Source organism: Salmonella sp. SSDFZ69 (assembly GCF_004010755.1).
Classification (GTDB): Bacteria; Pseudomonadota; Gammaproteobacteria; order Enterobacterales; family Enterobacteriaceae; genus Salmonella; species Salmonella enterica.
In genome coordinates, this window is the sequence record NZ_CP034831.1 from 3,391,524 (window position 1) to 3,412,852 (window position 21,329).

General features: G+C 54.8%; 23 protein-coding genes and 1 pseudogene. 10 read left to right on the forward strand and 14 right to left on the reverse strand.

All coding sequences use genetic code 11. From position 1 onward, the window contains the following. Window positions 1-5: 5 nt before the first annotated feature. The 3 genes from phnT to phnV are packed head-to-tail and all read left to right on the forward strand — an operon-like array spanning window position 6 to window position 2,778. Window positions 6-1,115, forward strand: coding sequence for a 2-aminoethylphosphonate ABC transport system ATP-binding subunit PhnT (phnT, locus tag EOS98_RS16970; RefSeq protein WP_020437364.1), 1,110 nt, complete (start codon window positions 6-8; stop codon window positions 1,113-1,115). A gap of 2 nt (window positions 1,116-1,117) precedes the next feature. Next, the gene (gene phnU, locus EOS98_RS16975) at window positions 1,118-1,978 is read left to right on the forward strand and encodes a 2-aminoethylphosphonate ABC transporter permease subunit (RefSeq protein ID WP_000052716.1); all 861 of its coding nucleotides are present in this window, start codon (window positions 1,118-1,120) and stop codon (window positions 1,976-1,978) included. Window positions 1,979-1,980: 2 nt separating this feature from the next. After that, window positions 1,981-2,778 carry a 2-aminoethylphosphonate ABC transport system, membrane component PhnV gene (gene phnV, locus EOS98_RS16980; RefSeq protein ID WP_000909791.1) on the forward strand — a complete coding sequence of 266 codons (798 nt, stop codon included), beginning with the start codon at window positions 1,981-1,983 and terminating at the stop codon, window positions 2,776-2,778. 43 nt (window positions 2,779-2,821) lie between these two features. Here phnV and thiI read toward each other — a convergent pair whose 3' ends face one another. Beyond that, window positions 2,822-4,270 carry a tRNA uracil 4-sulfurtransferase ThiI gene (gene thiI, locus EOS98_RS16985; protein ID WP_000668655.1) on the reverse strand — a complete coding sequence of 483 codons (1,449 nt, stop codon included), beginning with the start codon at window positions 4,268-4,270 and terminating at the stop codon, window positions 2,822-2,824. Window positions 4,271-4,479: 209 nt separating this feature from the next. Here thiI and xseB point away from each other — a divergent pair, with 209 nt between their 5' ends. From xseB to EOS98_RS25140, 5 genes and pseudogenes are all read left to right on the forward strand, one after another. Beyond that, complete coding sequence (xseB, locus tag EOS98_RS16990; RefSeq protein WP_001124944.1) at window positions 4,480-4,722, forward strand: exodeoxyribonuclease VII small subunit; 243 nt, start codon at window positions 4,480-4,482, stop codon at window positions 4,720-4,722. Beyond that, the gene (ispA, locus tag EOS98_RS16995; protein WP_000348074.1) at window positions 4,723-5,622 is read left to right on the forward strand and encodes a (2E,6E)-farnesyl diphosphate synthase; all 900 of its coding nucleotides are present in this window, start codon (window positions 4,723-4,725) and stop codon (window positions 5,620-5,622) included. 23 nt (window positions 5,623-5,645) lie between these two features. Next, the gene (dxs, locus tag EOS98_RS17000) at window positions 5,646-7,508 is read left to right on the forward strand and encodes a 1-deoxy-D-xylulose-5-phosphate synthase (RefSeq protein ID WP_000006777.1); all 1,863 of its coding nucleotides are present in this window, start codon (window positions 5,646-5,648) and stop codon (window positions 7,506-7,508) included. A gap of 56 nt (window positions 7,509-7,564) precedes the next feature. Beyond that, window positions 7,565-8,539 (forward strand): aldo/keto reductase, encoded by a 975-nt coding sequence (locus EOS98_RS17005; RefSeq protein WP_126524231.1) that lies wholly within the window; start codon window positions 7,565-7,567, stop codon window positions 8,537-8,539. Window positions 8,540-8,546: 7 nt separating this feature from the next. Further along, window positions 8,547-8,638: pseudogene (locus tag EOS98_RS25140) on the forward strand (hypothetical protein); the annotation flags it as partial. Between the two features lie 4 nt (window positions 8,639-8,642). Here the strand turns inward: EOS98_RS25140 and pgpA are convergent. The 6 genes from pgpA to nrdR form a co-directional block, all read right to left on the reverse strand. Continuing rightward, window positions 8,643-9,158, reverse strand: coding sequence for a phosphatidylglycerophosphatase A (gene pgpA, locus EOS98_RS17010; RefSeq protein ID WP_000154063.1), 516 nt, complete (start codon window positions 9,156-9,158; stop codon window positions 8,643-8,645). Continuing rightward, entirely contained in the window at window positions 9,136-10,116 is a 981-nt protein-coding gene (gene thiL / locus EOS98_RS17015) for a thiamine-phosphate kinase (protein WP_000752133.1), read from the reverse strand. Before thiL ends, pgpA begins: the two co-directional genes overlap by 23 nt. Before the next feature lie 78 nt (window positions 10,117-10,194). Further along, a complete protein-coding gene (gene nusB, locus EOS98_RS17020) occupies window positions 10,195-10,614 on the reverse strand; it encodes a transcription antitermination factor NusB (protein WP_000801129.1) in 420 nt (139 codons plus the stop codon). A gap of 20 nt (window positions 10,615-10,634) precedes the next feature. After that, a complete protein-coding gene (gene ribE / locus EOS98_RS17025; RefSeq protein ID WP_001021372.1) occupies window positions 10,635-11,105 on the reverse strand; it encodes a 6,7-dimethyl-8-ribityllumazine synthase in 471 nt (156 codons plus the stop codon). Between the two features lie 88 nt (window positions 11,106-11,193). Further along, a complete protein-coding gene (gene ribD / locus EOS98_RS17030; RefSeq protein ID WP_126524232.1) occupies window positions 11,194-12,297 on the reverse strand; it encodes a bifunctional diaminohydroxyphosphoribosylaminopyrimidine deaminase/5-amino-6-(5-phosphoribosylamino)uracil reductase RibD in 1,104 nt (367 codons plus the stop codon). A 3-nt stretch (window positions 12,298-12,300) separates the two neighbouring features. Then, window positions 12,301-12,750, reverse strand: coding sequence for a transcriptional regulator NrdR (nrdR, locus tag EOS98_RS17035; RefSeq protein WP_000543533.1), 450 nt, complete (start codon window positions 12,748-12,750; stop codon window positions 12,301-12,303). 151 nt (window positions 12,751-12,901) lie between these two features. Between nrdR and EOS98_RS17040 the strand changes: the two genes are divergently transcribed. Both EOS98_RS17040 and EOS98_RS17045 read left to right on the forward strand, forming a co-directional pair. After that, entirely contained in the window at window positions 12,902-13,441 is a 540-nt protein-coding gene (locus EOS98_RS17040; RefSeq protein WP_000198486.1) for a DUF3251 domain-containing protein, read from the forward strand. A gap of 299 nt (window positions 13,442-13,740) precedes the next feature. Then, the gene (locus EOS98_RS17045) at window positions 13,741-14,604 is read left to right on the forward strand and encodes a nucleoside-specific channel-forming protein Tsx (RefSeq protein WP_000752021.1); all 864 of its coding nucleotides are present in this window, start codon (window positions 13,741-13,743) and stop codon (window positions 14,602-14,604) included. 83 nt (window positions 14,605-14,687) lie between these two features. Here the strand turns inward: EOS98_RS17045 and EOS98_RS17050 are convergent, their stop codons facing one another. The 7 genes from EOS98_RS17050 to queA all read right to left on the reverse strand — a co-directional run bounded on the left by EOS98_RS17050 (window position 14,688) and on the right by queA (window position 21,255). Then, the gene (locus tag EOS98_RS17050) at window positions 14,688-14,774 is read right to left on the reverse strand and encodes a type I toxin-antitoxin system toxin Ldr family protein (protein WP_126524438.1); all 87 of its coding nucleotides are present in this window, start codon (window positions 14,772-14,774) and stop codon (window positions 14,688-14,690) included. A 438-nt stretch (window positions 14,775-15,212) separates the two neighbouring features. After that, entirely contained in the window at window positions 15,213-15,560 is a 348-nt protein-coding gene (yajD, locus tag EOS98_RS17060) for an HNH nuclease YajD (RefSeq protein ID WP_000974818.1), read from the reverse strand. Between the two features lie 94 nt (window positions 15,561-15,654). Continuing rightward, window positions 15,655-16,626 (reverse strand): protein translocase subunit SecF, encoded by a 972-nt coding sequence (secF, locus tag EOS98_RS17065; RefSeq protein ID WP_000046629.1) that lies wholly within the window; start codon window positions 16,624-16,626, stop codon window positions 15,655-15,657. A 10-nt stretch (window positions 16,627-16,636) separates the two neighbouring features. Beyond that, a complete protein-coding gene (gene secD / locus EOS98_RS17070) occupies window positions 16,637-18,484 on the reverse strand; it encodes a protein translocase subunit SecD (RefSeq protein ID WP_000934808.1) in 1,848 nt (615 codons plus the stop codon). A gap of 27 nt (window positions 18,485-18,511) precedes the next feature. Continuing rightward, window positions 18,512-18,844: a preprotein translocase subunit YajC gene (gene yajC / locus EOS98_RS17075; RefSeq protein ID WP_000007628.1), complete on the reverse strand. Its 333-nt coding sequence runs from the start codon at window positions 18,842-18,844 to the stop codon at window positions 18,512-18,514. 22 nt (window positions 18,845-18,866) lie between these two features. Then, entirely contained in the window at window positions 18,867-19,994 is a 1,128-nt protein-coding gene (gene tgt / locus EOS98_RS17080; protein WP_000667305.1) for a tRNA guanosine(34) transglycosylase Tgt, read from the reverse strand. A gap of 196 nt (window positions 19,995-20,190) precedes the next feature. Further along, window positions 20,191-21,255 carry a tRNA preQ1(34) S-adenosylmethionine ribosyltransferase-isomerase QueA gene (gene queA, locus EOS98_RS17085; protein ID WP_001266529.1) on the reverse strand — a complete coding sequence of 355 codons (1,065 nt, stop codon included), beginning with the start codon at window positions 21,253-21,255 and terminating at the stop codon, window positions 20,191-20,193. Window positions 21,256-21,329 lie beyond the last annotated feature (74 nt).

The window sequence follows — 21,329 nt, forward strand, 5'->3', positions numbered from 1 at the left end:
GCCTGATGCTGATGAAAACGACCGCCGTTCACGCCCCTGCATCGCAGGGGACATCGGGGATAGTCCTCGACTCGCTGCGCGTTGCGTATCACGGCAACGTGGTGCTTAAACCGCTCTCTTTGACGATTGAACCTGGCGAAGTGCTGGCGCTGATTGGCCCATCAGGATCTGGAAAAACGACGGTGCTGCGTGCGGTTGCGGGCTTTGTGCAACCTGCAGGCGGTCGTATTCTGATTGGCGATACGGACGTCACCCATCTGCCACCCTATAAACGCGGGTTGGCGATGGTGGTGCAGAACTACGCCTTGTTCCCGCATCTGAAAGTGGAAGACAACGTCGCTTTTGGCCTGCGTGCGCAGAAGCAGCCAAAGGCGCTAATTAATGAGCGTGTAACGCAGGCGCTGAAAACGGTTGGCATGAGTGATTACGCCGCCCGTTATCCGCATCAACTTTCCGGCGGCCAGCAGCAACGCGTGGCCATCGCCCGCGCGATTGCCGTGCGCCCGCGCGTGCTGTTGCTGGATGAACCACTGTCAGCGCTGGACGCACAGATTCGTCATAATATGGTGGAAGAAATCGCCCGTCTTCACCGTGAGCTGCCGGAACTCACTATTCTCTACGTCACCCACGATCAAACGGAAGCGCTCACCCTGGCCGATAAAATCGGCATTATGAAGGATGGCTCGCTGATTGCTCACGGCGAAACCCGCGCGTTATATCAGCATCCGCCCAATCGCTTTGCCGCCGAATTCTTAGGCCGCGCCAATATTCTCTCCGCCATCGCGCTGGGGATAACGGAGGTTCCGGGGCTGGTGGACGTCAGCTGCGGCGGTGCGGTGATTCGCGCGTTCAGCCGGGGCAGCCACCACGGTTACAACAAACTGCTGTGCATTCGTCCTCAGCACCTCAGCCTGACGCCGCGTTCGGCCTACAGCAACCGCTTCAACGCCACACTGCAATCGGTGCACTGGCAGGGCGATTTAACCCATCTGTTGTGTGACGTTGCTGGCGAAACGGTGCGAATGGTGTTGACGCATGTCAATCCGCTGCCGCGCGTGGGCGACAAGCTGGCGCTGTGGTTCGAACCGGATGATGCGGTCCTGATTGAGGTATAACCATGTCACTCATTTTACCACTGGAAAAACCGGCGCTTAACCTACGCCCGCTGCTGTGGCTGCTGCTCCCGTTGCTGGTGCTGGCGACGCTGTTTTTCTGGCCTCTGTCGCTCATCGTTGAACAGGCGCTACGCGGTGCCAATGGCGAGATCGGGCTCGAGACCTTCCGCCAGGTGGTCGACTCGAAACGCTTTGTCGGCGCGTTGCTGAACACGTTGCAAATCGCCTTTTTCGCCACCGCCGGTTGCCTGCTGCTGGGCAGCGTGATGTCGCTGATTCTGGTGTTTATTCCTTTCCCCGGCAGCGAGTTGATTGGTCGGGTCGTCGATACTTTTATTGCGCTGCCGACCTTCCTGATTACGCTGGCGTTCACCTTTATTTATGGGTCAGCGGGTCTGCTCAACGGTACGCTGATGAGCCTGTTTGCCTTTGAGCTACCGCCGGTGGATTTTCTCTACTCGATGCAGGGCGTCATTCTGGCGGAGATCACGGTGTTCACTCCGCTGGTGATGCGGCCACTGATGGCCGCGCTGCGGCAAATTGATAAAAGCCAGCTAGAGGCAGCCAGCATTCTGGGGGCGCACCCGTTACGGGTGATTGGGCAGGTGATTTTCCCGGCGGCGCTACCGGCGCTGATGGCTGGTGGCAGCCTGTGCCTGCTGTTGACCACAAACGAGTTCGGCATCGTACTGTTTATTGGCGCGAAAGGGGTTAATACCCTGCCGATGATGGTTTACAGCAAAGCGATTCTGGAGTCCGACTATACGGTCGCCTGCATGATTGCGTTGATTAACATTGTCCTGTCGCTGGGGCTGTTCTCCCTCTATCGCCTGGCGGCATCACGTACCGGCGTAAGGAGCTAGCCATGCTAATTTGGTCACCTAAAGGACGCGCAGCGGCGGGCGTTGTGGCTAGCGTACTGTTTATCGTGTTCTTTTTCCTGCCGCTGGCGGTGATTCTGATGTCCAGCCTTAGCCAGCAGTGGAACGGTATTCTGCCGAGTGGCTTCACGCTGAACCACTTTGTTAACGCTCTGCACGGTGCGGCATGGGATGCCCTACTTGCCAGCCTCACGATTGGCTTTTGCGCCAGCCTGTTTGCGCTGCTTTGCGGCGTTTGGGCGGCGCTGGCGCTGCGTCAATATGGGGTGAAAACGCAGAAATGGTTAAGTATGGTGTTCTATCTGCCGAGTGCGATTCCGTCAGTGTCCGTGGGCCTGGGCATTCTGGTTGCTTTCAGCCAGGGGCCATTGCAAATGAACGGCACCCTATGGATTGTGCTGACAGCGCACTTTGTGCTGATTTCCGCCTTTACCTTCAGTAACGTGTCGACCGGACTGGCGCGAATTTCCGCCGATATTGAAAACGTCGCGTCGAGTCTGGGGGCATCGCCCTGGTATCGTCTGCGTCACGTGACATTGCCGTTATTGATGCCGTGGATGATGTCAGCGCTGGCGCTGAGTTTATCGCTCTCCATGGGGGAGTTGGGCGCGACGATGATGATTTATCCGCCGGGCTGGACGACGCTACCGGTGGCTATCTTTAGCCTGACCGACCGTGGAAATATCGCCGACGGCGCGGCGCTGACCATTGTGCTGGTGGCCATTACGCTGCTGCTGATGATGAAGCTGGAGCGCATTGCAAAACGGTTGGGGCAGAAATAAAACGATAGGCCGGGTAGGACATAGCCGCCACCCGGCAAAGGAATTACGGGCGATACACCTTCACATTGGCAAACCCCTGCTCGCGTAGATAGAGCGCCTGCAGGCGACTCATTACGCCGCGTTCGCACCATAGCAGCCAGGTTTTGCTCTGATCGAGGTCGCCAAATTTAGTGCTCAGCTTGTAGAAAGGCAGCGAAACGACGTCGACGCCTTCCACTTTCAGCGGCTTGTCATCCTGCTCATCGACAGAACGGATATCCAGAATCACATCGTTGGCGCCAAAACCGCTCACGGTTTCTACTTCCACCACCTCCTGCTGGGTCTGCTGGGCGATTTCACGAATATCGACGTTGCTCGCTTCTTCTACCACCTTATCGAGAATACTGAAGTCGAAATTTTCTTCTTCGGCTTCAATTTTCGCTTTAATGGCTTTCACCGTCGGACTTTTTGAAATCACGCCACAGTATTCCGGCATCGTACGGGCAAAATCTTCCGTACCAATCTGGCGCGCCAGGTTGATAATGTGCTCTTTATCGTAAGAGATCAGCGGGCGCAAGATCAGCGTGTCAGACACGTTATCGATCAAGCGCAAGTTGGTTAGCGTCTGGCTGGACACCTGGCCCAGCGCTTCGCCGGTCACCAGCGCCTGTACGCCGTAACGTTCCGCCACTTTCGACGCCGCGCGTACCATCATACGTTTGAGCACCACGCCCATCTGGCCGTCGTCAACTTTCTCCAGAATCTCGCCGACCACCGGTTCGAAGTTAATCGCCACAAAACGCACGCGATGGGAGCTGCCAAAGCGGTTCCACAGGTAATGCGCCACCTGGCGAACGCCGATTTCATGCGCCGCGCCGCCGAGGTTAAAGAAGCAGTAGTGTACGCGACAGCCGCGACGCATCAGCATATAGCTGGAGACGCCGGAGTCAAAACCGCCGGAGATCAGCGACAGCACGTCTTCCTGGGTGCCAATCGGGAAACCGCCAATACCTTCATAACGCCCTTTGATCAGCAGCAGGCGATCATCTTCCACTTCCAGATGCACCGTCACATCCGGGTTAGTGAGCTTCACGCGCGCCGATTCAATATGCTGATTTAATCCGCCGCCGACATAGCGCTCCACCTCAATGGAACTAAACTCATGCTTACCGCGACGTTTTACGCGCACGCAGAAGGTTTTGCCTTCAAGCTGCTCGCGATACTGCGCCAACGCTTTCTCGAAAATGTCGTGCATATCGGTGAACGGCACATCTTCGACTTCAAGAATATGGTGAATCCCCGGAATGCGGGTCAGCGCGTCGCGAATCGCCAGACGCTGGTTTTCATCTTTGGCGCGAACTTCAATGTTATCCCAGTGACGGACAACCGCGAGGGTCTCATCGTAGTGCTTTAAAACGTTACGGATGTTCCCGGTTAAAATTTTTATAAAGCGCAAACGCACAGATTGGCTTTTGATAGTGATTTCCGGGAACAATTTAATGATAAACTTCATGGCGGCAATGGTTCTTTAGCAAGCTATCTAAGGCTTGTCGTGGAGAAATAGTACAGCAGCCCATACCTACGGCTGCATCCAGGCGCGGAAGTATATCACTATCACGGACATCTTGCGCATTTCCCCTTACCATTGCGCGTTATTTGCTTATCAGTGTGAGTCCGTTACCATAGACTTGTGCTGCCATTACAGAGAGTCAAACAGTCATCATGCCGAAGAAAAATGAGGCGCCCGCCAGCTTTGAAACTGCGCTGAGCGAGCTGGAACATATTGTTACCCGCCTGGAAAGCGGCGATTTGCCGCTGGAAGACGCGCTGAATGAATTCGAGCGCGGCGTACAACTGGCGCGTCAGGGGCAGGCAAAACTGCAGCAGGCGGAACAGCGCGTGCAAATTTTGCTGTCTGATAATGAAGAGGCTTCACCTGAGCCTTTTATCGCGGATAATGAGTAAATGGACTTTACGCAGCAGCTACAGGCTTGCGTAACGCAAGCGAATCAGGCGCTGAGCCGTTTTATCGCGCCACTGCCCTTTCAGAACACTCCCGTGGTCGAAGCCATGCAGTATGGCGCATTATTAGGCGGTAAACGCCTGCGGCCATTTCTGGTTTACGCCACCGGTCAAATGTTTGGCGTCAGTACGGCAACGCTGGATGCGCCAGCTGCGGCGGTCGAATGCATTCATGCCTATTCGCTGATCCATGACGACCTGCCAGCAATGGACGATGACGATTTGCGTCGCGGCCTGCCGACTTGCCATATTAAATTTGGCGAAGCCAACGCAATCCTGGCGGGAGACGCGTTGCAGACGCTGGCGTTTGCCATTATCAGCGACGCGCCGATGCCGGAAGTCGCCGATCGCGATCGTATCGCGATGATCGCCGAACTGGCGAACGCCAGCGGCATCGCCGGTATGTGCGGCGGTCAGGCATTGGATCTGGCGGCAGAAGGCCAGCGGATCACTCTGGACGCGCTGGAACGCATTCATCGCCATAAGACCGGCGCGCTCATTCGCGCCGCCGTTAGACTTGGCGCGTTGAGCGCGGGCGATAAAGGACGGAATACTCTGCCGATACTTGACCGCTATGCAGAGAGTATCGGCCTTGCCTTCCAGGTTCAGGATGACATTCTGGATGTGGTGGGCGATACTGCAACGTTAGGTAAACGTCAGGGCGCAGACCAGCAGCTTGGCAAAAGTACCTACCCTGCACTTCTGGGTCTTGAGCAAGCCCGGAATAAAGCCCGGGACCTGATAGAGGACGCCCGTCAGTCGTTACATCAGCTGGCCGCGCAATCACTGGACACCTCGGCACTGGAAGCGCTAGCGAACTACATAATCCAGCGTGATAAATAAACCCCATATCCAATGAGCTTGCGATGAGTTTTGATATAGCCAAATACCCTACCCTGGCATTGGTCGACTCCACCCAGGAGTTACGACTGTTACCGAAAGAGAGTCTGCCGAAACTCTGCGACGAGCTACGCCGCTACTTACTCGACAGCGTAAGCCGTTCCAGCGGGCACTTCGCTTCCGGGCTGGGCACGGTAGAACTTACCGTGGCGCTGCATTATGTCTACAACACCCCGTTTGACCAGCTAATCTGGGATGTTGGACACCAGGCTTATCCACATAAAATCCTTACCGGTCGTCGCGACAAAATCGGCACCATTCGTCAGAAAGGCGGTCTGCACCCGTTCCCGTGGCGCGGAGAAAGCGAATACGATGTCCTGAGCGTTGGGCATTCCTCCACCTCCATCAGCGCCGGTATCGGTATTGCCGTAGCGGCGGAGAAAGAAGGCAAAGATCGCCGCACCGTCTGTGTGATTGGCGACGGCGCCATCACCGCCGGTATGGCGTTTGAAGCAATGAATCACGCAGGCGATATCCGGCCCGACATGCTGGTCATTCTGAACGACAATGAAATGTCAATTTCGGAAAACGTCGGCGCGCTCAACAACCATCTGGCGCAGCTACTTTCCGGTAAGCTTTACTCTTCTCTGCGCGAAGGCGGAAAAAAGGTCTTCTCCGGCGTACCGCCAATTAAAGAACTGCTCAAGCGTACCGAAGAACATATTAAAGGCATGGTTGTGCCGGGAACACTGTTCGAAGAGCTGGGCTTTAACTACATCGGGCCGGTCGATGGTCACGATGTCATGGGGCTTATCAGCACATTGAAGAACATGCGCGACCTGAAAGGCCCGCAGTTCCTGCATATCATGACCAAGAAAGGCCGCGGCTATGAGCCCGCGGAAAAAGATCCGATCACTTTCCATGCGGTGCCTAAATTTGATCCTTCCAGCGGATGTTTGCCGAAAAGCAGCGGCGGTCTGCCAGGTTATTCAAAAATCTTCGGTGACTGGCTGTGTGAAACCGCCGCCAAAGACAGCAAGCTGATGGCGATCACCCCGGCAATGCGCGAAGGTTCCGGCATGGTGGAATTTTCACGTAAATTCCCGGATCGCTATTTTGACGTCGCCATCGCCGAGCAGCATGCCGTCACCTTCGCCGCAGGTCTGGCGATTGGCGGCTATAAGCCCGTCGTGGCGATCTACTCTACTTTCCTGCAACGCGCCTACGATCAGGTCATCCATGACGTCGCTATCCAGAAACTGCCGGTCATGTTCGCCATCGATCGCGCCGGTATCGTTGGCGCGGATGGACAAACACACCAGGGCGCGTTCGATCTCTCCTATCTGCGCTGCATCCCGGATATGGTGATCATGACGCCAAGCGACGAAAACGAATGTCGCCAGATGTTATTTACCGGGTATCACTATAACGACGGCCCGACGGCAGTACGTTATCCACGCGGTAATGCGCAGGGCGTGGCGCTAACCCCGCTGGAAAAACTGCCTATTGGTAAAGGCCTTGTGAAGCGTCATGGCGAAAAACTGGCGATTCTGAACTTTGGCACCTTAATGCCTGAGGCGGCGAAAGTCGCCGAAGCGCTGAACGCCACGCTGGTCGACATGCGCTTTGTTAAGCCGCTGGACGACACGTTAATTCTGGAGATGGCCGCGCAGCATGACGCGCTGGTGACGCTGGAAGAAAACGCCATTATGGGCGGCGCTGGCAGCGGCGTAAACGAAGTGCTAATGGCCCATCGTAAACCTGTACCTGTGCTGAATATCGGTCTTCCGGATTTCTTTATCCCGCAAGGAACGCAGGAAGAAGCCCGCGCGGAACTGGGCCTTGACGCCGCAGGCATTGAAGCCAAAATCAAGGCCTGGCTGGCATAATCCCCTCTTTGCTCCTGCTATGCTTGAAGAGTGACGGGTATAACAGGAGCGGAGTCATGCAATACAACACGTTAGGAAATACAGATCTTCAGGTGTCCCGCCTTTGTCTGGGCTGTATGACGTTCGGCGAGCCGAGTCGCGGCAATCACGCCTGGACGCTTCCCGAAGAGAGCAGCCGTCCCATCATCAAGCGCGCCCTTGAGGGCGGCATTAACTTTTTTGATACCGCCAACAGCTACTCCGACGGCAGCAGCGAAGAGATTGTCGGCCGCGCGCTGCGTGATTTCGCCCGGCGCGACGAGGTGGTGGTAGCGACGAAAGTCTTCCATCGCGTCGGCGATCTGCCGGAAGGATTGTCCCGCGCGCAAATCCTGCGCTCTATTGACGATAGCCTCACCCGTCTGGGAATGGAGTATGTCGATATCCTGCAAATCCACCGCTGGGATTACACCACGCCGATAGAAGAAACTCTGGAAGCGCTAAACGACGTGGTGAAGGCGAGTAAAGCCCGCTATATCGGCGCTTCCTCAATGCACGCCTCACAATTTGCCCAGGCGCTGGCGCTACAAAAACAACACGGCTGGGCGCCGTTTGTCACCATGCAGGATCACTATAACCTGATCTACCGCGAGGAAGAGCGTGAGATGCTACCGCTGTGCTGGCAGGAAGGCGTCGCCGTGATTCCGTGGAGCCCGCTGGCGCGCGGGCGCTTAACTCGCCCCTGGGGAGAAACCACGGCCCGGCTGGTCTCGGATGACGTGGGCAAAAATTTATACGCTGAAAGCGATAAAAATGATGCGCAAATAGCGGAACGGCTGGCTGGCGTCAGCGAGGCGCTTGGCGCAACGCGAGCGCAGGTCGCGCTGGCCTGGCTACTCAGTAAACGAGGCGTCGCCGCGCCGATTATCGGCACTTCGCGTGAAGAGCAGTTAGATGAGTTGCTGAATGCCGTTGATTTAACGCTCAAACCGGAGCAGATTGCTGAACTCGAAACGCCGTACAAACAGCATCCGGTGGTGGGATTTAAATAATCCGCCATTGCCCGATGGCGCGGCGCTTATCGGGCCTGTGAAATCGACATATTGTTCGGGGGTAGGCCGGATAAGGCGTTTACGCCGCCATCCGGCAAACCCTTTAAATAATACCGAGCGGCCAGTGATGACCGATAAAATACAGTATGCCGGCGGATATCACCCCGGCGACGATATCATCGATCATAATCCCCATGCCGCCGTGCACGTTGCGATCAAACCAACGGATCGGCCAGGGTTTCCACATATCCAGAATGCGGAAAATAACGAACCCGGCTGCCACCCACTGCCAGTCCGTCGTCGGCAACGCCATTAGCGTTATCCACATACCGATAAATTCATCCCAGACAATACTGCCGTGGTCGTGTACGCCCATATCTTTCGCCGTCTGATGGCAAAGATAAACGCCAATGCAGATCCCAAACATCACGACCAGCGAATAAAGCTGCCACGGCAGAAACGTCATCAAATACCAGAAGGGGATCGCCGCCAGCGAGCCCATCGTGCCCGGCACCACGGGGCTCAGCCCGCTGCCAAAGCCGGTAGCGAGCAGATGCCACGGATTGCGCAAATTCAGGCGGCTTTTCGCAACATCTTTATGGCGTGGCAAAATGGTCATATCCTTTCCAGTCAAAAGTGACAGGTTCTCCGTCACGCACAAAGGCGATCCCTTCGATATCCGCCGTCATTTGCCCGATACAGGTAAACGGCACGCCCAGATGACCAAGCGCGACATCCAGCGCGCCACGGTTCAGCTCCGGGACGGTAAAGCACAGTTCATAATCTTCGCCGCCGGATAACATCCAGCGAAGCTTTTGTTCGGGATCATTGGCATGTCCCCACAGTTCTTCGGAGTCAGGCAGCGCCTCCAAATCGATTCGCGCGCCGCAGTTGCTGGCTTGAAGAATGTGACCAAGATCGGAGATCAAACCGTCGGAAAGATCGATCGCCGAACTGGCGAGATCGCGTAGCGCCTGTCCTTGTAAAATACGCGGCGTCGGGCGCAGATGGCGTTTGACCAGATAGTCGGCATCCCCCCAGCTTCCCACGCGAAAATCACCCCGTAGAATCGCCAGCCCGGCAGCGCTATCGCCCAACGTGCCAGTAACATAAATCCAGTCGCCCGGTTTTGCGCCAGAACGTTTCAGCGCCCGACCGGCTGGCACAAGGCCATGAATACCGAGCGTCATCGACAGCGGGCCGCGCGTGGTATCGCCGCCAATGAGCTGCATGTCGTAGTAATCCAGTTGTTCAAACAGGCTGTCGCTGAACGCGGCAAGCCACGCCTCATCGACGTCAGGAAGCGTGAGCGCCAGCGTTAACCATGCCGGATCGGCGCCCATCGCCGCCAGATCGCTTAAATTCACCGCCAGCGCTTTATACGCCAGATCGGCAGGATCGATATCGGGTAAGAAATGGATGCCCGCCACCAGCGTATCGGTACTGATCGCCAGGGTCTGTTTTTCAGGAATATTCAGGAGCGCGCAATCGTCGCCAATACCGGTTTCAACATCAAGACGAGAGCTTCTTACACGGTCAAAATAACGGGCAATCAGGGAAAACTCGCCACATGCCATACGTTATGCCTCAGCAGAAAAAAAGAAAAGGCCGGAGACGGCGGGTATCGATCGCCCGCTATCTTTCCGGCCTGTGAATCACTTTTTGTTGGGACGAATCACCGGAGCTGCTTTATCCAGTACGCCGTTGACGAATTTGTGGCTGTCTTCAGCGCCAAAGGTTTTCGCCAGTTCAATCGCTTCGTTGATGGCCACTTTATAAGGCACATCGCTGCGTTTTGACAGCTCAAACAACGCAATACGCAGCACGGCTTTTTCAACCTGTCCCAGCTCTTCAAGCAGGCGGGACAGATACGGTTTCATTAAACCATCCAGGTACGCGCTGTTAGTCGCCACCCCGGATAGCAGTTCACGGAAATAGAGAACGTCGACGTCTTTTACGTCCTGTTCCGCCAGGAACTGGTATTCAACATCAGCGATGTCGTTCTGGGACAACTGCCAGGAGTAAAGCGCCTGGACGGCACACTCACGGGCGCGGCGACGAGCAGCAGGTTTCACGGAATTCCCCTTACAAAAAATCAGGCCTTAATGGCTTTCAATACATTAATCATTTCAAGCGCGGTCAGCGCAGCTTCTGCGCCTTTATTACCGGCTTTTGTACCAGCACGTTCGATGGCTTGTTCAATACTCTCGGTGGTCAGAACACCAAAGGCTACCGGCACGCCGCTGTCCTGGGCAACGCTTGCCAGGCCATTGCTGGCGCCGCCTGCCACATATTCAAAGTGCGCAGTCCCCCCGCGAATCACGGTTCCCAGCGCAACCACGGCGTCGTATTTACCGCTTTTCGCCAGCGCTTCGGTCGCCAGCGGCAGTTCATAGGCGCCAGGCACCCACACTACGGTAATATTATCATCTTTTACCTGACCAATACGCGTCAGGGCATCAACCGCGCCATCCAGCAGGCTGTCGTTGATAAACTGATTGAAACGCGCAATAGTGATGGCGACACGAGCGTCAGGGGCTGCAACGTTAGCTTTAATAATGTTCATATTCTCTCTTCCAGGGTTCATTTGGCCCCGCAGGGGGGCGGATTTTATCATAATAATTTGAGCGCTGCTCCCCTTTCGACGGGAGAACTCATGCGCTCACCATATGCAGGCAAACATCCGGGCCGACATGGCGTATTTCGCTGAAGGTAAATTGCGGCGCGTCGGCGAGCTTCTCAAGCCCCGGCAATTCGCATAATCCCCGCGCCTGGGTTCCCAACAATTTAGGCGCGACATAGACAATCAGTTCATCCACCAGCCCGGCTTGCAGCAACGCGCCCGCCAGTCCCGGTCCGGCTTCAACCCATATGCTATTAATCTGCTGCCTGCCTAACTGCATCATCAGCACAACCAGATCCAAATGTCCGTTGTGCGCCGGCACGCTGATAGTACGAACCGAATCGGGCCACGCGCGGCTATCTTCCTGGGTACACGCAATCCACGTTTCGCCAGGCTGCTGCACAATACGATGCGCAGGCGTTACCCGGTTTTGGCTGTCGATAACAATTCGCACCGGCTGGCGCAGATTTTCCTGCGGGTAAGACGCCTGCGTAGAGGCGTCTAACTCCGCCCAACGCACCGTCAAGGCCGGATCGTCAGCCAATACCGTCGCGCTACTGGTTAAGATAGCGTGGCTTTGCGCACGCAAGCGCTGAACGTCACGCCGGGCCTGCGGCGAGGTGATCCACTGGCTTTCGCCGCTGGCCATCGCCGTCCGTCCATCCACGGAGGCGCCCAGTTTAAGCTGAAGATAAGGGAATCCGGTACGCATCCGCTTGAGGAAGCCTTTATTGAGCGCCTCCGCTTCACTCATCATTAACCCGTGGCTGACCGCAATACCCGCCTGTTGCAGGCGATACAGCCCACGCCCGGCGACCTGTGGGTTCGGGTCCTGCATCGCGGCGACCACGCGCGCGACGCCGGCCGCAATCAGCGCATCACAACATGGCGGCGTTCGCCCATGATGGCTACAGGGTTCAAGCGTGACATAGGCGGTTGCGCCTTTGGCTTTTGCGCCCGCCATCCGCAGCGCATGGACCTCGGCGTGCGGCTCTCCGGCGCGATGGTGATAACCTTCGCCGACGATATCGCCATTGTTAACAATGACACAGCCGACATTAGGGTTCGGGTGAGTGGTGAAACGTCCACGCTGCGCCAGTTTTAGCGCCCGCGCCATGTAAAACTCATCCTGCATGGCTTAGTCCTGTAGGCGAGCGATTTCTTCGCCAAAGTCTTTGATATCTTCGAAACTGCGATAGACGGAGGCAAAGCGAATATACGCGACTTTATCGAGTTTTTTCAGCTGCTCCATGACCAGGTTGCCAATCATCTTGCTGGGAACTTCACGCTCCCCAGTGGCACGTAATTGTGACTTAATATGGTTCAATGCCATTTCAACATCATCTGCGCTGACGGGTCTTTTTTCCAGCGCTCTCAACATGCCGCTACGCAGCTTATCCTCATTAAAGGGTTCGCGCACATCGTTGCTTTTTATCACGCGCGGCATGACCAGTTCAGCCACTTCAAAGGTCGTAAAGCGTTCATTACACACCAGGCACTGCCGACGGCGGCGCACGGACGAGCCCTCGCCTACAAGACGAGAGTCAATGACTTTGGTATCTACGGCGAAACAAAATGGGCAATGCATACGGCGTCCTGACCAGATGATTTAGAAAACACTATTTTACCCTGAACTGGCGCGACAACAAAGGCGGAGCGCTTTTGAGATAAAGGATCGGTGCCTTTGTGCGTATAGCGCACTACCATTACGCTATCGGACCACGAAGGAAATGATCGACATGACAAGACGTTACCTAAGAATTCTCCTGGTGGGAAGTCTCTTGAGCCTGACCGCCTGCGCGCCGCAGAGCGAAGTTCGCCAGATGCATCAAAGCATTAGCACCCTGAATAAAGAGATGACCCAACTGAATCAGGAAACGGTAAAAATTACCCAACAAAATAAGCTGAATGCGGAGTCAACCCGCGGCGTCTATTTGTTGCCTGGCGCCAATACGCCTGCCCGGCTGGAGAGTCAGATCGGTACGCTACGTATGACATTGCTGGAGATTACGCCTGTCGCAGACGGCGCTCACGCAACGTTACGCATTCAGGGCGAGTCCCGCGATCCGCTGCCGGCATTCAGCGCTACCGTAGAGTACGGGCAAATTCAGGGCACTACGGAGAACTATCAGGAGGTGAATGCACAGAGCCTTCTGGTAAATGCCCCTGCCAGCTTGCTGGCGCCCAGTGATGTCAATATTTCGTTACCGTTGAAGGGGATCACACCGGCGCAGTTAGGCTTCATTCGCATCCATGATATTCAACCTGTTAATCAATAAACGTTCTGGCGGAGCGTTTTGTGCGTTCCGCAACATCCCCCGCGCGACTTTTGTTGCCCTACTGACATTTCCGTCATTTATGACATGGATTGGTAATATTCATGAAAGATAGTACTGTCGCCGCACCTAAAGTGCGCAAACGTGAACGCAATCGATTACGTAAATGATAGATATGTGAAACAAGACATATTTTTGTGAGCAATGATTTTTATAATAGGCTCCGCAGAAACACGAAATATTTAGAAACGCAAATTGCGTTCTTTTCACTCCCGCAAGGGATTTCAAACAGTGGCATACATATGAAAAAAACTTTACTCGCAGTCAGCGCAGCGCTGGCGCTCACCTCATCTTTTACTGCTAACGCAGCAGAAAATGATCAGCCGCAGTATTTGTCCGACTGGTGGCACCAGAGCGTAAACGTGGTAGGCAGCTACCATACCCGTTTCTCGCCGAAATTGAACAACGACGTCTATCTGGAATATGAAGCATTTGCCAAAAAAGACTGGTTTGATTTCTACGGCTATATCGATATTCCCAAAACCTTTGATTGGGGTAACGGCAACGATAAAGGTATCTGGTCCGACGGTTCTCCGCTGTTCATGGAAATCGAACCGCGTTTCTCGATTGATAAGCTGACCGGCGCAGACCTGAGCTTCGGCCCGTTTAAAGAGTGGTATTTCGCCAACAACTACATCTACGATATGGGCGATAACAAAGCCAGCCGCCAGAGCACGTGGTATATGGGTCTGGGGACCGATATCGACACCGGCCTGCCGATGGGCCTGTCGCTGAACGTGTATGCGAAATATCAGTGGCAAAACTACGGTGCTTCCAATGAAAACGAATGGGACGGCTACCGTTTCAAAGTGAAATACTTCGTCCCCATCACCGATCTGTGGGGCGGTAAACTGAGCTATATCGGCTTTACCAACTTTGACTGGGGATCTGATTTAGGCGACGATCCGAACCGTACCAGCAACTCCATCGCTTCCAGCCATATCCTGGCGCTGAACTACGATCACTGGCACTACTCGGTCGTTGCGCGTTACTTCCATAACGGCGGACAGTGGCAGAATGGCGCAAAACTGAACTGGGGCGACGGCGATTTCAGCGCGAAATCTACCGGCTGGGGCGGCTACCTGGTCGTGGGTTACAACTTCTAAACCTGCAAAAAAGGCCAGAGGTCGCCCTCTGGCCCGTTTCGGGCGCATGCTGCCATGCGGCGACGAGTCGCGCCCACTTCACATTACTTCCGGCGATGCCACCAGCCTAAAAACAGACCTGTCGCAATCCCGACCAGCGTTGGTGCCGCCAGATCGTGCCAGATCGTCATATTGCCGCCTTTGTTGCAATGGCAACGGTTCGCGGCTATCCTCAACTTGTCTAGGGTCAAGTTAGCCCCCGTAATGTTGCCGGTGAATACCGAACAATGTGCGGGGGTTTTCTCTTTCCAGCGACAAGGCCACCGGGGATCAAGCCCCCGCAACATTGCGCCTCACCGGGTTGCCCCGGCTTACCGCTGATTTTACTCTGCTCGCCAGTATCGGCAGGACTTAAAAACAAAAAAATCCCAACCTTGCGATCGGGATTCCAGTGACAATGTATGCGTTACAGGACGTTTGGGGGCTGACGACAAACTCCGGGGCTGAAAAAATGTCGGATTGCATCCGATCTACGAAAACCAATAGTTCATTTATATTGCGGATTCCGTTGGGTGGAGCGAAGCGTAACCTAACATTCAACAGCACCAACAGCTTTGTCAGCAGTCTGCTTATTTCTTTTTGTTCATCATCGCTTTCAGATCGGCAAACGGGTTATAAGTCGCCTCGCCGACATCTTTTTGCGCATCTTCCCCGGCAATGACCGTCGAACCGTACTGATCGGCTTCGGTATATTTGGAATGCTCATGATCGTGGCAGTAGAGGCACAATAGCTCCCAGTTGCTGCCGTCTTCCGGGTTATTGGTGTGGTCATGATCGATATGATGCACCGTCAGCTCACGCAGATTTGAATACACAAACTCACGAGAACAACGTCCGCACACCCACGGAAACAGCTTCAGCGCTTTTTCACGATAGCCGCTTTCCAGGCGCGCGTAGTTTTTTGGGATGATAGCCATGATAGTTCCTCATGCAATCGAGTTTATTCTGGATAATAAAAAGCCGCAGCACCCTGCGATGTTGCGGCTTTTTTCAGTCATGTTTAACGCCAGCTTACGGCAGGATGGACGGCTGATCCGCCCCTTCTTTTTCGACTTTCTGCTGCAGCATATGCTCGCGCTTCATACCGAGTTTCAGCGCCAGCGCCGATGCGACATAGATAGAAGATGCCGTACCAATAGAGACACCGATCAGCATCGTCAGCGAGAAGCCTTCCAGTACCGGACCGCCGAAGAGGTACAGCATCAGAATTACCACTAACGTCGTACCGGAGGTAATCAACGTACGGTGTAGCGTCTGGGTCAGCGACACGTTAAAGATTTCGTAAGGCGTCCCGCGACGGATTTTGCGGAAGTTTTCACGAATACGGTCGGAGACCACGATACTGTCGTTCAGCGAGTAACCGATCACCGACATCAACGATGCCACAATGGTCAAGTCAATCTCGATATGGAAAAGCGACAGTATCCCCAGCGTAATGATCACGTCGTGCGCCAGCGCGATGACCACCCCTGCCGCCAGTCGCCACTCAAAGCGGAAACCGACATAAACGAGGATAGAGATCAACGCCACCAGCAGCGCCATGGCGCCGGTTTGCGCCAGATCGGCGCCCACGCTTGGCCCCACGAATTCAATACGCTTCACGGCCGCGTTCTGGTTGGTGGCTTCATTAATGATCGTCACCACTTTGCTACCCAGTACCTGACCGCCGGTTTCACCTTCGGTTGGCGGCATACGCACCATAATGTCGTGACTGCTGCCAAAGTTCTGCAACTGCGGCTCTTCATAGCCCGCTTTTTGCAGCGCTTCGCGCATCACGTCCATTTCAGCCGGTTTTTCCAGCGTGATTTCAATTACCGTGCCACCGGTGAAATCCAGCCCCCAGTTAAACCCGCGTACGCCCATAATGACAATGGCCGCGATCAGCAACAGCCCGGAGATGCCGAATGCCCAGAAGTCCCAGCGCATAAAGTCATAGACTTTACGGCCGTGGTTTAGTTGTTCAACAGTGTATTCCTGTGCCACATCGCACTCCTCAGATTGACAGCTTAGTGACGCGCTTGCCGCCATATAGCAGGTTTACGATAGCACGCGTACCGATAATCGCGGTAAACATCGACGTCGCCACACCGATACCGGTCGTAATCGCGAACCCTTTAATTGCCCCGGTACCGACAGCATACAGAATGATGACTTTAATCAGCGTCGTGATGTTCGCATCGAAGATGGAACTGAACGCGCCGGCATAGCCTTCGTTTATCGCCTGCTGTACCGTGCGGCCATTACTCAACTCTTCTTTGATACGTTCGTTAATCAGAACGTTGGCGTCGACCGCCACCGCAAGGGTTAACACGATACCCGCAATCCCCGGCATACTGAGCGTTGCCCCCGGCAACAGCGACATGATACCGACAATCAACACCAGGTTAGCCACTAACGCGCTGGTCGCAATCAGACCAAACTTCTTATAGAAGAAGATCATGAACAGGATGGAGACCACCAGACCGGCCAGACAGGCTTCCAGGCCCTGCTTGATGTTCTGCATACCCAGAGTCGGGCCAATGGTGCGCTCTTCAACGATCTGAATCGGCGCAATCAGGGCGCCCGCACGCAGCAACAACGAGAGCTGACGCGCTTCGTTCGGGTTGCTGATACCGGTAATACGGAAGCTGTTACCCAGCCGAGACTGGATGTTGGCAATGTTAATCACCTCTTCCTGTTTCACCAGTACGGCGCGACCGTTAGCGTCTTTCTTACCACTGTCTTTATACTCCACAAACAGGGTCGCCATCGGTTTGCCGATATTGTCCTTAGTGAAGTTAGACATGATATTGCCGCCTGCGCTATCCAGCGAGATGTTAACCTGCGGTTGGTTATATTCATCCTGGCTGGACGTCGAGTCGGTGATATGGTCGCCGGTGAGGATCACGCGTTTGTACAATACCACCGGCTGACCTTCGCGGGTCTGTTTCACTTCGGAATCGCCCGGTACGCGCCCGGCAGCAGCGGCGGCCTGATCAACGTTGGTATTCACCAGACGGAATTCCAGCGTCGCGGTCGCGCCGAGAATTTCTTTCGCGCGAGCGGTATCCTGGATACCCGGCAGCTCAACCACAATACGGTCTGCGCCCTGGCGTTGTACGACAGGCTCCGCGACGCCCAGTTGGTTAACACGGTTACGCAGAATATTAATGTTCTGCTGAACGGCGTATTCACGCGCTTCGCTCAGGCGCGCATCGGTCATTACCGCGCGAAGTTGATTACCGCCCTGGCTGGAAATCACCAGGTCACGATGACGCGGCGTCAGATAGGCGATCGCCTCATCACGCGCTTTGCTGTCACGGAACGTGATGCTCAACCCATAATTATTTTCTTTACGAACGGTGGTATAAGGAATGCCTTTTTCACGCAGATCGCTGCGCAGGCTATCGATATTTTGTTCCTGGAGTTTACCTAACGCGGTATCCATATCCACTTCCATCAGGAAGTGAACGCCGCCGCGCAGATCAAGACCGAGCTTCATCGGATCGGCGTGAATAGCCGCCAACCAGCGCGGCGTAGCCGGCGCAAGGTTAAGCGCCACGACATATTTATCCCCCAGCACGCTCATCAGCGCTTCACGGGCGCGTAGCTGGGTATCGGTGGTGTCGAAGCGCGCAAGAATAGCGCCCTCTTCCAGTGCCACAGACTTAGCGGGAATTTTTTCTTCTTGTAACGTTTTCTGGACCTGGATCAGCGTTTGCTCACTGGCGGCGACGCCGCGCACGCCAGTGATTTGAACAGCCGGATCCTCACCATACAGGTTGGGAAGTGCGTAAAGCAGGCCGACGATAATCACGACGACCAGCATGATGTACTTCCACAAAGGATAACGGTTTAACACGGCAGTTCCCTTTGGGAAAACGAAATATTACAGCGCCTTCATGGTGCCTTTCGGCAGAACGGCAGCTACGAAGTCACGTTTGATAACCACTTCCGTGGTGTCATTCAGCGCGATGGCAATGTAGCCGGCTTCCGCTACTTTGGTCACTCGACCGACCAGACCGCCATTCGTCAGAACTTCATCACCTTTCGCAATGGAGTCCATCAGCTTTTTGTGCTCTTTGGTGCGCTTCTGCTGCGGGCGCAGGATCATGAAATAGAAAATCAGACCAAACACCACCAGCATTAAAATCAGAGACATCGGGCTGCCCTGCGCTGGAGCACCTGTTGCCGCTACCGCATCAGAAATAAAAAAGCTCATTCAAATTCCCTCATTATTAAAATTAATCAACGTTCAAAGGTGGAACGGGTCGCCCCTGACGTTGGTAAAACTCGGTTACGAAGCTCTCTAATTTACCCTCTTCAATAGCCTTGCGTAAACCCGCCATCAAACGCTGGTAGTAACGCAAGTTATGAATGGTATTGAGACGCGCACCTAATATTTCGTTGCAACGGTCGAGATGATGCAAGTAAGCGCGTGAATAATTGCGACAGGTGTAGCAATCGCACTCGGCGTCAAGCGGGCTGGTGTCGCTTTTATGCTTTGCATTACGAATCTTCACCACGCCGTCGGTCACAAACAGATGACCATTACGGGCATTTCGCGTTGGCATGACACAGTCAAACATATCAATACCGCGACGTACCCCTTCCACCAGATCTTCCGGTTTACCCACGCCCATCAGGTAACGCGGTTTGTCAGCCGGGATCTGCGGGCAAACGTGCTCCAGAATGCGGTGCATATCTGCTTTCGGCTCACCGACAGCCAAACCGCCGACAGCGTAGCCATCAAAGCCAATCTCTACCAGACCTTTCACCGAGATATCGCGTAAATCTTCGTAAACGCTGCCCTGAATGATGCCAAAAAGCGCATTCTTATTGCCAAGGCTATCAAAACGGTCGCGGCTACGCTTCGCCCAACGCAACGACATCTCCATCGAGCGTTTAGCATAGTCCCAGTCTGCCGGGTACGGCGTACATTCATCAAAGATCATCACGATATCGGAACCGAGATCGTACTGGATCTCCATCGACTTTTCCGGATCGAGGAAAATCGGATCGCCGTTGATCGGGTTACGGAAGTGCACGCCTTGCTCGGTAATCTTACGGATATCGCCGAGGCTGAAGACCTGGAAGCCGCCGGAATCGGTGAGAATCGGCCCTTTCCACTGCATAAAATCGTGCAGATCGCCATGCAGCTTCATGATTTCCTGACCCGGGCGCAGCCACAGGTGGAAAGTGTTGCCGAGAATAATCTGCGCGCCGGTCGCTTCCACTTCTTCCGGCGTCATGCCTTTTACCGTACCGTAAGTACCCACCGGCATAAAAGCAGGCGTTTCCACTACGCCACGATCAAACACCAGACGACCGCGACGCGCGCGACCATCGGTGGTATCTAACTCAAATTTCATTATCACTCCTGCGTCAGAAAAACAGTCCGACGTTTAACGACTCGCTACGGAATGATTCCATAGCTAATAAATTCCCGAAGGCGTCATCGGCGCAGCCAGTTTGGGGTCGACCAGCGCACAACCACCGGAGCGTACACGCAGTACGTGAGGATGGCGAGCACTGCCCGGCGTCAAAATGGCAAGTGAGATAGCCTTCTTACGGACGCTCAAAAATAGCCTGCGGATTGTACGTGATAAACATCGCGTCCCCGTAGCTAAAAAAGCGATATTTTTGTTCTACCGCAGTCTTATAGGCATTCATGGTGTGTTGATAACCGGCAAATGCGGAAACCAGCATAATCAACGTCGATTCCGGCAGATGGAAGTTGGTGATCAGCGCATCAATCACTTTGTATTGATAACCTGGATAAATAAAGATTTGCGTATCGCCGAAGAACGGCTCTATCAAATCGCTTTTTGCCGCCTGCGCCGCGCTTTCCAGTGAGCGTACCGAGGTGGTGCCGACGGCGATAACCCGGTTGCCGCGCGCTTTCGCCGCCAGCACCGCGTCGACCACCTCTTGCGGCACCTCAGCATATTCGGAGTGCATGATGTGATCTTCAATGGTATCGACACGCACTGGCTGGAAAGTGCCCGCGCCGACGTGTAGCGTAACAAACGCCATTTCGACACCTTTCTCACGAAGCGCCGCCAGCAGCGGCTCATCAAAGTGCAGCCCCGCGGTCGGCGCGGCGACGGCACCCGGTTTTTCACTGTAGACCGTCTGGTACAGTTCGCGGTCGGCGTCCTCGTCCGGACGGTCGATGTACGGCGGCAACGGCATATGGCCGATGGCGTTGAGAATATCCAGCACCGGACGCGGGTCATTAAACTCAACTTCAAACAGAGCGCCGTGACGCGCAGTCATGGTCGCGTGGATACTTTCGTCGTCGCCCAGTAGCAGTTCCGTGCCCGGTTTTGGCGCTTTAGAAGCACGAATATGCGCCAGGATGCGTTTATCATCGAGCATACGTTCGACCAGCACTTCTATCTTGCCGCCGCTGGCTTTACGGCCAAACAGCCGCGCCGGGATCACGCGGGTATTATTGAAGACCAGCAAATCGCCAGGGTTGAGCTTATCGAGCAGATCGGTGAAAGTACCGTGCGTCAGCGCGCCCGTCGGCCCCTCTAATGACAGCAAACGGCAGCGACTGCGTTCCGGCTGTGGGTAGTGGGCAATCAGGGATTCGGGTAGTTCAAAGGAAAAATCGGTAACGCGCATGACTCTGACTCAGACTAAAATAAGAGGCGGGTAGTCTAGTGCCGGGGCGTTCCCGCTGCAACCGTTACCCGCTT